This is a genomic window from Novosphingobium rosa NBRC 15208 (genome assembly GCF_001598555.1).
In the GTDB taxonomy this organism is placed as follows: domain Bacteria; phylum Pseudomonadota; class Alphaproteobacteria; order Sphingomonadales; family Sphingomonadaceae; genus Novosphingobium; species Novosphingobium rosa.
Window position 1 is genome coordinate 1 of record NZ_BCZE01000135.1, and the last position, 9,285, is coordinate 9,285.

Consider the following 9,285-nt stretch of genomic DNA (forward strand, 5'->3'; position numbering starts at 1 on the left):
CGGGCGCGAGCCTCTTCCTGGCGCAGACGGGTGTCGGCGATCACGCGGAAATAGTGGTCGGCGAACTGGAGGTAATACTCCGCCGTGACCCGGTCGCCATTGAGATGGGCGTCATGGGCCAGCTTGCGGTACTTTTCCAGCAGCTGGGGCGCATTGCCCCGCGCCCGGCTGTCAATACGGTTGAGCTGCTGCCCACCGCCATTGCCCTGCGGGCGACCATTGCCGTTGCCATTACCGCGGCTGCGCCGACGGTTGTTGTTGTTGTTACCACGATTGTTGTTCAAGGGATCGGTCTTCCTTAAACCGGACTGCCACGCGGCCATAATGCGCCGCCGGATCAGCCATCCGTCCTATCCTTCGACCCTTCCCCCGGGGCCTGTTGTTTGACGTGAGCCTGTAAGGCCCTGCGCCCGATCGGTTCGTTCAAGCCCGAACCGCATCTGGCCCGCCTGCATATGCCAAGACCTTTCGAGCGGATTGCCCGGCCCCGACATGGATGCTGGAGTTCGGCCTGCCAGAGGGGAAGATTTCATCCCTCGGCGTGCCTTGGCTTCATTTAGGGATCATAGGGCCAAAAGCCAAGCGGAATCTTAATGCGACGAAGGTGGGGAGGAAGAAATTTCCAGCACGCGGGGGCGATCCCCCAGATCGCGATGCAGCTTGGCGACAAGGCCATGCGCTTGCGCCAAGGCCGAGACAGCCTCGGCCTGCGTATAACCGATCTCGATCAGGGCCACGCCGCGTGGGGCCAGCAGGGCAGGCAGCGCGGGCAGGATGATGCGGTAATCATCCAGACCCTCGGCCCCAGCGAAAAGGGCGGAGGCCGGTTCGTGATCGCGCACCGAGGGGGCAAGCAGGGCTTCCTCCTCGACATAGGGCGGGTTGGCGAGGATCAGGTCGAATTGGCCCAGATCTACGGCCCAATCGGGCTGGGTCCAGTCGCCGGGGCGCAAATCGGCGCGCGCGGCCAGACCCAGCGCCTGCGCATTGGCGCGGGCCACAGCCAAAGCGCCGGGCGAGCGTTCGATGCCGATGCCCTGCGCTTGAGGCAGGTTGTGCAGCACCGCCAGCAACAACGCGCCCGAGCCCAGCCCCAGATCGAGGGCACGCCTGGCATCCGGGCGGGCGGCCAAAGCGGCCTCCACCAGCACCTCGCTGTCGCCGCGCGGGATCAGCACATTGGGGGAGACGGCAAACGCCAGCCCGAAAAACTCTTGCGAACCGGTAATATAGGCGACGGGTTCATGGCGCAGGCGGCGTTCGATCAATGCCGCAAATCCTGCGGGCACAGCGCTGCGCCCATGATTCAGCAACATCGCCGAGCGTGTCACCCCCAGCGCATGGGCCATCAGCACTTCGGCATCGAGGCGAGCGGTATCGCTGGTTTCGGCCAGCCGGGCCGCCGCCTCGCGAAGGGCCTGCGTTACCGTGTCACTCACCGATGGCGGCCAGACGCTTGGCCTGATCCTCGGCGATCAGCGCATCGACCAGTTCTGTCAGCCCCGGCCCTTCCAGCACCTCGGGCAGGCGGTGCAGGGTGAGGTTGATGCGGTGGTCCGTCACGCGGCCCTGAGGGAAATTGTAGGTGCGGATGCGTTCGGAGCGGTCGCCGCTGCCCACCATCGCCTTGCGCGCCTCGGCCTCGGCGCCCTGCGCTTCGGCGCGGCGCTGGTCATAGATGCGCGTGCGCAGCACCTGCATCGCCTTGGCCTTGTTCTTGTGCTGGCTGCGCTCGTCCTGACAGATCACCACAATGCCGGTGGGCAGATGGGTCAGGCGCACCGCCGAATCGGTGGTGTTGACGTGCTGACCGCCCGCGCCCGAAGCGCGATAGATATCGATCTTGATGTCCTTGTCATCGAGCTGGACATCGACCTCATCGGGCTCGGGCAGCACGGCGACGGTGGCCGCGCTGGTGTGAATGCGCCCGCCCGATTCGGTGACAGGCACGCGCTGCACGCGATGCACCCCGCTCTCAAACTTCAGCTTGGCGAAGACCCCCTGCCCCGCGATGTTGGCGACCACTTCCTTGAAGCCGCCCAGTTCGTTGGCGTTGACCGAGATCATCTCGACCCGCCAGCCCATCTCTCCCGCAAAGCGCTCATACATGCGGTAGAGATCGGCGGCGAAGAGCGCGGCCTCGTCTCCCCCGGTGCCCGCGCGGATTTCCAGCATCGCCGGGCGGCTGTCGGCCACATCGCGCGGCAGCATGGCGATGGAGAGCGCGCGTTCGGCCTCGGGCAGATCCTCGCGCAGGCGGGTCAGCTCTTCCTCGGCCAGCGCGCGCATTTCGGGATCGTCCTGCATCGCCGAGAGATCGGCCTGCTCGACGCGCATGGCCGAGACGGCGGCGGCGGCACGGGCCACCGGCTCCAGCTCGGCATAGTCGCGGCTGGCGGCGACGAACTCGCCACCCTCCAGCGTGCCCGAGGCGAGCCGCGCCTCAAGCTGGGCAAAACGCGCCCCGATTTGCGCAAGGCGGGCGTCGGAAATGCTCATTTACGCGATCAGAGCCTCAATGCGCGCCACATCGCCATCGACATTGCGCAGGCGGGTGGTGAGACCCTCATCGCCCCAACCCAGCGCGAGAATCGCGCGGGTGTTCGATTTCACGGCCTTGTCGAAACGCTTGCGCGGGCTGCCGCTGGCAATCAGCTCGGCCGAGAGTCCGCCACGGCGCAGCGCCGCGACATGGCCCATGCCCGCGGTCAGCGCGCGATCATCCTCGACCACCACGGTGACCTCGGTACGGTCTTCCGCCACCTGCCCCGCATCGGCGACCAGCATGGCGAGACGTTCAACACCCGCCGCCCAGCCGACAGCCGGGGTGGGCGCGCCGCCCAGCGATTCCATCAGTCCATCGTAACGCCCGCCACCCAGCACGGTGCCCTGAGCGCCCAGCCGGTCGGTGACGAATTCGAACGCCGTGTGGCGATAGTAATCGAGGCCACGCACCAGCGCCGGGGCCCGCACCCACGACACGCCCGCCGCATCCAGACCGCCGGTGACCTTGGCAAAGAAATCCTGCGCCTCAGCCGAAAGGTAATCGTCGATCTTCGGCGCATCGGCGGTGAAGGGCTTGTCGCGCGGATCTTTGGAATCGAGGATGCGCAGCGGGTTGCGCTCCAGACGGTCCTGCGAATCCTCGCTCAGCGCATCCTTGTGGGCGCGGAAGTAGTCGATCAGTGCGGCGCGCCAAGCCTCGCGGCTCTCGCCATCGCCCAAAGTGTTGAGCTGCAGGGTCACGCCATCGGCAATGCCCAGTTCCTTGAGCAGCTGATCGGCCATCACCAGCAGCTCGACATCGGCTGTCGGTTCCGCCGCGCCGATCACCTCCGCGTCAAGCTGGTGGAACTGGCGGTAGCGGCCCTTTTGCGGGCGCTCGTAACGGAACAGCGGGCCATGCGTGGCCAGCTTCACCGGCGCATACTGCTGCCAGCCATTGGTGATATAGGCGCGCGACAGGCCCGCCGTGAACTCGGGACGCAGGGTCAGCGATTCCCCGCCGCGATCCTCGAAGGAGTACATTTCCTTGGACACCACGTCGGTCGTCTCGCCCAGGCTGCGCGAGAACACCGTGGTCTTTTCGAAGACCGGCATCTCCACCCGGCGGAAGCGGTACAGGCGGCGGATGCGCTCGAAGGTCTCCACCACATGGGCGAAGGCTTCGGCATCGGCGCCGAAAATGTCCTGGGTGCCGCGGATGGCCTGCGGAGTCTCGATACGGGCGGGCTTGTCACTCTTGCTCATGGGCATGCCCGATAGCCGCCCGCGCGCGTGGAGTGAAGCACCAGTTTGCGCTTCTTCACCCGATGCGAAACCTACACCAATGTCAGTGAAGATAACAAAACCGCGCAATTCGCCATTTGCCCCGCAGAAGATTGTTGCGAGCCGCTCCGGTTCGCGCCAGATAAACGCACCATGAACACGCTCCGCAACGCCGCCCGCCTCGCGCTGGGCCTCACCCTGACCGCCAGCACGCTCGCGGTTGCCGTTCCCGCCCTTGCGCAGAGCCCCGCCCGCTCCGCCCCGCAGGCCGTGCCGCTGCCTCACAGCGTGCCCGATGCGGTGGACACGCCCTATGCCGGCACCATCACGCTTGACATCGATGCCAGCGACACGGTGCGCGCCGCCTATCGCGTGACGGAAACCATCCCCGTCGCGCCGGGCACCAAGGATCTGATTCTGCAGCTGCCGCAGTGGATTCCGGGCCATCACTCGCCGGGCGGCACAATGGACCAGCTGGTGGGCGTGCAATTCTTCGCCAATGGCAAGCTGCTGACCTGGCACCGCGATCCGGTCGAGGTCTTCGCCTTCCATGTCGATGTGCCCGATGGCACGCAGGCGGTCGTCGCCAAGTTCATCAACACCTCGCCCCTGCAGCCCAGCGAAGGCCGCGTGACCGTCACGCCCGACATGCTCAACCTGCAGTGGGACCGCATGAGCCTGTATCCGGCGGGCCATTACGTGCGCCAGATCAAGGTCAAGCCCACGGTCAAGTTCCCCACCGGCTGGGGCGTGGCCAGCGCGCTGGACGGCAAGACCCAGACCGGCGACACCGTCAGCTGGGCTCCGGTGGAGTATGACACGCTGGTCGATTCGCCGGTCTTCGCAGGGCTGAACTTCAAGCGATTCGATCTGGGCAAGGATGTCGCGCTCGATGTCGTGGCCGACCGTCCCGAGAATCTGAATGTGAAGCCCGAGAATGTCGGCGCCTACAAGGCGCTGGTGGACGAGGCCTTCCTTGCTTACGGCGCGCATCACTTCGACCATTACGACATTCTGCTCGCCCTTTCCGACAAGCTGGGCGGCATCGGTCTGGAGCATCACCGCTCGTCCGAAAACTCGATGCAGCCCAAGGCCCTGACCGACTGGAAGGAGCTGGACTGGGCCCGCAACGTCATCCCGCATGAAATCAGCCACAGCTGGGATGGCAAGTTCCGCCGCTCGGCTCGGCTGTGGACGCCCGACTATCGCCAGCCGATGCAGGACAATCTGCTGTGGGTCTATGAAGGCCAGAACCAGTTCTGGGGCCTGATCCTGGCCGCGCGCTCGGGCGTGCAGACCAAGGAAAGCGTGCTGGGCCAGTTCGCCTCCTATGCCGGCGGCTTCACTTATGAGGCAGGCCGCGAATGGCGCAGCGTGGAAGACACCACGCATGATCCCATCATCGCCAACCGCCGCCCCAAGCCCTTCGCCACGATGGACCGCAACGAGGACTATTACACCGAAGGCGCGCTGGTCTGGGTGGAAGCCGACCAGATCATCCGTGAAGGCACCGGCGGCAAGAAGGGCCTCGACGATTTCGCCAAGGTCTTCTTCGGCATCAACAACGGCGACTGGGGCGAAGTGCCCTATGAGTTCGAGGATGTGGTCAAGGCGCTCAACACCGTCTACCCGCATGACTGGGCCAGCTTCCTGCACACCCGCTTCCAGACGCCGGGCCAGCCCGTGCCGCTGACCGGCATCGAGAAGGGCGGCTACAAGCTGGTCTGGAAGGAAGAACCCAACCCCTATGAAAAGGGCCGCATCGGCATGGCCAAGGGCAGCGTCAGCCTGTCCTACTCGCTGGGCGTGGGGATCGACAAGGAAGGCAAGGTCACCAGCACCGTCTGGGGCAGCCCGGCCTTCAACGCGGGTCTGGTCACCGGCGCCAAGATCATCGGCATCAATGGCCGCAGCTATGATGCCGACGACATGAAGGCCGCCGTCACCGCCGCCAAGACGGACAACCAGCCGATCACGCTGGTCGTCCAGCGCGGCGATCTGGTGCAGACCATCGCCATCGATTACCATGGCGGCCTGCGTTACCCCTGGCTGGAAAAGACCGTGAAGGGCGAGGCCGGGCTCGACCTGCTGCTGGCGCCGCGCCGCCCCGGCGCGAAGTAAGCGCATGGGGGCGAAACAGCCCCCGAAAGCGTGGGGGGCGAACTGGTTTCTGCCCCCGCGCTTCATGCTGTTCCTGGCCAGCTTCGCGCTGGCCGGGGCGGCCTTGCTGCCTTTGGCCCAGCGCTGGAGTCAGGCGCTGCTGGGCGGTTTCGATGTCGGCGTGCTGGTCTTCAGCCTGTCGCTCTGGCCGCTGACCCGCGATCGCACCCCCGGCCAGATGCGCCGCCATGCCCGCGACAATGACGCGCGGCGGCTGGGCGTGCTGGTCATCACCAGCCTGCTGATGGCGGTGATGGTGACCGGCGTGGCGATCGAACTGCCCGATGCAAGGCGCGAATCGGGTTCGGGCCATATGCTCTCGATGCTGCTGGTGCTGGGATCGCTGGTGGTGGCCTGGGTCTTTTCCAATCTCATCTGCGCGCTGCATTACGCCCATCTCTTCTATGGCGACGGCACCGAGGGCGGGCTGAAATTCCCTTCCGATAAAGACGGCTATTGCCCCAACTTCTGGGATTTCGCCTATTTTTCGCTGACGATGGGCATGGCCTTCGCCACTTCGGATGTGGCGATCAGCGATCCGGCCATCCGCCGCTTTGCCACGCTGCATGGCGCCGCGGCCTTCTTCTACAATCTGATCGTGCTGGCTTTCACCATCAACGTGACCGCCGGGGGCTGAACGAGCGCCACCGGAACAATACACCGCACAAATGTTCCAAAATAGCGCTTTCGACCCGCTTTCGACCCGTTTTCGACCCAAGGGCCCCGTTGCAATGCAGCAGAGCGCCGTCTAGGGCTGGGCTTACGTAAGTTTCCTGCGCGGCGGGCTGCGGCCTTATGCGCTTTTCAAAGACGATGGGTGCCATGGACATTTCCAAGATTTCGGTTGGCAAGAATCCGCCTGACAACCTTAACGTCATCATCGAAGTGCCCACCGGCGGCGAACCGGTGAAGTATGAATTCGACAAGGACTCGGGCGCGCTCTTCGTGGACCGCATCCTGCACACGCCGATGCGCTACCCCGCCAACTATGGCTTCGTGCCGCACACGCTGTCGCCCGATGGCGATCCGCTCGACGCGCTGGTGGTGGCCCGCTCGCCCTTCGTGCCCGGTTCGGTGGTGCGCGCGCGCCCCATCGCCGTGCTAAACCTTGAAGACGAGGCCGGCGGCGACGAAAAGCTGCTCTGCGTCCCCGACGACAAGACCTTTCCTTACTATGCCAACGTCAAGGAAAAGGAAGATCTGCCCGACATCATCTCGCAGCAGGTCGAGCACTTCTTCACCCATTACAAGGATCTGGAGAAGGAAAAGTGGGTTCGCGTCGGCACCTGGGGCACCGCCGCCGATGCGCGCCGCATCGTGATGGAAGCCATCGCGCGCTATCAGGCCAAGTAAGCTTCAAAAGCTGAAGGCTGAATCGAAAAGGCGGCTCCGCAAGGGGCCGCCTTTTTGCTGTGCAATGCAAGCGATGGCGGTTTCGCCTCGCCTGCCCCTTTGGGACTGTCAGTTGGCGGCGCTCGCCATCTGCGCGATCTGCGGCACCGGCGTATCCACTGTCGCGGAAGGCATGGGCGCGGAAGGAATGGGCGCAGGAGACACCGCGCGAACCGGAAGCGTGCGCGTGGCGGGCACGGCAGGAACCATGACGGGAACCGGCGCCGCAGGATATGAGGACGCAACGGCCAACACAGCTGGCGCCGCCACGGGCGCTGCGGGCGTGGCAGGCACCACGGCGGGGCGGGGCGCCATCGGCATCGCCCGCGCAGGCCGGTTGACGAAGACCGGCGGCGGTGTGCCCTCCTTCACGATCTGGAAGGCGAAGGGATAGCGGTCGCCATTCCAGTTCACCACCATATCGATGCGTTGCGACAGCGCGGGCGACTTCAGCTTTTCGATCACGATCCGGCCCGCATAGCCATTGCCGGGGTCCACCGTGGTCATCTGCACCGTGGTGTCGCCCAGAGCCGCGCGGGTCTGGTCCAGCCGGTTCTGGACGCTGGCGGCAGCCACGCTCGACCCGGCGATGGCCGCCGCCGCCTCCACCTGACCCAGCGCGCTGGGCGTGCTGACCACCGTGCGATACGTGCCGCGGGGCGTGCGGGTGGTGGCGTGATAGTGATCGCTCTGGCTGGCCGCCAACCCCGCTGCCACCCCGCCCACGGCGGCAATGGCGATGGTCGTCCACATCGCGCGGGTCTTGGCCTTCCTGACCAGCTGATCCCTGGAGAAGACCGCCAGATGCTGCGGCCCCGCATTGATGTCAAAGCTGGCGATGTCGAAGTTGGCGGGGACATTGCCATTGTTCAGCACCGCCACCGAGAAGGCATAGCTGCCATGATCCATCTCCAGCGGGGTGACCTGCACCCCGCCATGCGGCCCCTGCAGATCCAGCGTGGGCACGCCCTGACGGAAGCGCAGCGTCTCCTCGCCGATCTGAACCGGCTGCAGAATGTCCCTCGCGCTGGCCTGCGTGGAACCGAACAAGGCCAGCATGGCTGCCGTTGCGTATGTCAGTCTGGTCATCCTGCCCCCAATCTGCGCTCGATCAGGGGCACATTATGGAGGCAAGGGATTTAATAAAATTGCACCCGGCGGGTGATGAATACAGTCATTTTATCCAAGACGATCTCAATCGCCCGCCACCACCATGCCATCCACGCGCAGGGTGGGCACGTTGATCACGCGCCAGTCTTCAAGATCGTCCGCCGGGGTCAGGGCGGCGAACATGTCGATCAGATTGCCCGCAATGGTGAAGCCCGCCACCGGCTCGCCCAACTCGCCGTTCACGATACGGCGGCCCCCGGCGCCACGGCTGTAATCGCCCGTCACCGGATTGATGCCATTGCCGATCATATCGGTGATGTAGATGCCATCCTTGATATCGGCCATCAGCGCCTGCGGGCTGAGCGCGCCCGCGCTCATGAACAGATTGCTGCCGCCCACGCCCGGCGCGCCACTCACCCCACGCGCGGCATGGCCGGTGGGGGCAAGCCCCAGTTGGCGCCCCGTGGCGCTGTCCACCAGCCAGCCGGTCAGCACGCCATGTTCGATCAGGGCGCGGCGAGATGTGGGCAGGCCCTCGCCATCGAAGGGGCGCGCGCGCATGCCGCGCCGCCAATGCGGATCGTCATGGATGGTGATTGCGCTGTCGAACAGCTTCTGCCCCAGCCGGTCGAGCAGAAAACTGGAGCGCCGCGCCACCGACGAGCCCGAGATCGCCCCCAGCAAAGGCCCCAGCAGCGATCCGGCCACGCGCGGATCGAAGATCAGCGGCATCGGGCCACTCTTCACCCGCGCCGGATTGAGCCGCGCCACCGCGCGCTCGCCCGCCTGACGGCCGATCTCCGCCGGGGAGAGCAGATCGGCGCTGTGGCGGGCGCTGCGCCAGCCGCTGTCGCG

Annotated in this window: 9 protein-coding genes; 3 read left to right on the forward strand and 6 right to left on the reverse strand. The window is 65.6% G+C overall.

Features of this window, described 5'->3' with window-relative positions:
• From SR3_RS29425 to hisS, 4 genes are all read right to left on the reverse strand, one after another.
• The coding region (locus tag SR3_RS29425; protein ID WP_157099206.1) for a DUF4167 domain-containing protein at nucleotides 1-284 on the reverse strand (284 nt) is incomplete at its 3' end.
• A gap of 306 nt (nucleotides 285-590) precedes the next feature.
• Nucleotides 591-1,439 carry a peptide chain release factor N(5)-glutamine methyltransferase gene (prmC, locus tag SR3_RS29430; protein WP_068094725.1) on the reverse strand — a complete coding sequence of 283 codons (849 nt, stop codon included), beginning with the start codon at nucleotides 1,437-1,439 and terminating at the stop codon, nucleotides 591-593.
• A complete protein-coding gene (gene prfA / locus SR3_RS29435; RefSeq protein ID WP_068094728.1) occupies nucleotides 1,432-2,499 on the reverse strand; it encodes a peptide chain release factor 1 in 1,068 nt (355 codons plus the stop codon). The genes prmC and prfA overlap by 8 nt, the downstream gene beginning before the upstream one ends.
• A complete protein-coding gene (gene hisS, locus SR3_RS29440; RefSeq protein ID WP_068094731.1) occupies nucleotides 2,500-3,750 on the reverse strand; it encodes a histidine--tRNA ligase in 1,251 nt (416 codons plus the stop codon).
• A 171-nt stretch (nucleotides 3,751-3,921) separates the two neighbouring features.
• On the opposite strand from hisS, the gene SR3_RS29445 reads away from it, so the two are divergent.
• From SR3_RS29445 to ppa, 3 genes are all read left to right on the forward strand, one after another.
• A complete protein-coding gene (locus SR3_RS29445) occupies nucleotides 3,922-5,889 on the forward strand; it encodes a M61 family metallopeptidase (RefSeq protein ID WP_068094734.1) in 1,968 nt (655 codons plus the stop codon).
• A 4-nt stretch (nucleotides 5,890-5,893) separates the two neighbouring features.
• Nucleotides 5,894-6,565 carry a DUF1345 domain-containing protein gene (locus SR3_RS29450; RefSeq protein WP_084456056.1) on the forward strand — a complete coding sequence of 224 codons (672 nt, stop codon included), beginning with the start codon at nucleotides 5,894-5,896 and terminating at the stop codon, nucleotides 6,563-6,565.
• A 185-nt stretch (nucleotides 6,566-6,750) separates the two neighbouring features.
• On the forward strand, nucleotides 6,751-7,281 hold the full coding sequence (gene ppa, locus SR3_RS29455) for an inorganic diphosphatase (RefSeq protein WP_068094741.1): 531 nt from the start codon (nucleotides 6,751-6,753) through the stop codon (nucleotides 7,279-7,281).
• Nucleotides 7,282-7,389: 108 nt separating this feature from the next.
• Here ppa and SR3_RS29460 read toward each other — a convergent pair whose 3' ends face one another.
• On the reverse strand, nucleotides 7,390-8,409 hold the full coding sequence (locus SR3_RS29460; protein ID WP_157099207.1) for a hypothetical protein: 1,020 nt from the start codon (nucleotides 8,407-8,409) through the stop codon (nucleotides 7,390-7,392).
• A 105-nt stretch (nucleotides 8,410-8,514) separates the two neighbouring features.
• A partial coding sequence (locus SR3_RS29465) for a TldD/PmbA family protein (protein ID WP_169805744.1) occupies nucleotides 8,515-9,285 on the reverse strand: 771 nt, incomplete at its 5' end.

Bases quoted from the DNA above. Each gene is read 5' to 3' on its own strand.
- SR3_RS29460 (WP_157099207.1), bottom strand. From the start codon at position 8,409: ATGACCAGACTGACATACGCAACGGCAGCCATGCTGGCCTTGTTCGGT.
- ppa (WP_068094741.1), top strand. From the start codon at position 6,751: ATGGACATTTCCAAGATTTCGGTTGGCAAGAATCCGCCTGACAACCTT.
- prfA (WP_068094728.1), bottom strand. From the start codon at position 2,499: ATGAGCATTTCCGACGCCCGCCTTGCGCAAATCGGGGCGCGTTTTGCC.
- SR3_RS29445 (WP_068094734.1), top strand. From the start codon at position 3,922: ATGAACACGCTCCGCAACGCCGCCCGCCTCGCGCTGGGCCTCACCCTG.
- SR3_RS29450 (WP_084456056.1), top strand. From the start codon at position 5,894: ATGGGGGCGAAACAGCCCCCGAAAGCGTGGGGGGCGAACTGGTTTCTG.
- hisS (WP_068094731.1), bottom strand. From the start codon at position 3,750: ATGAGCAAGAGTGACAAGCCCGCCCGTATCGAGACTCCGCAGGCCATC.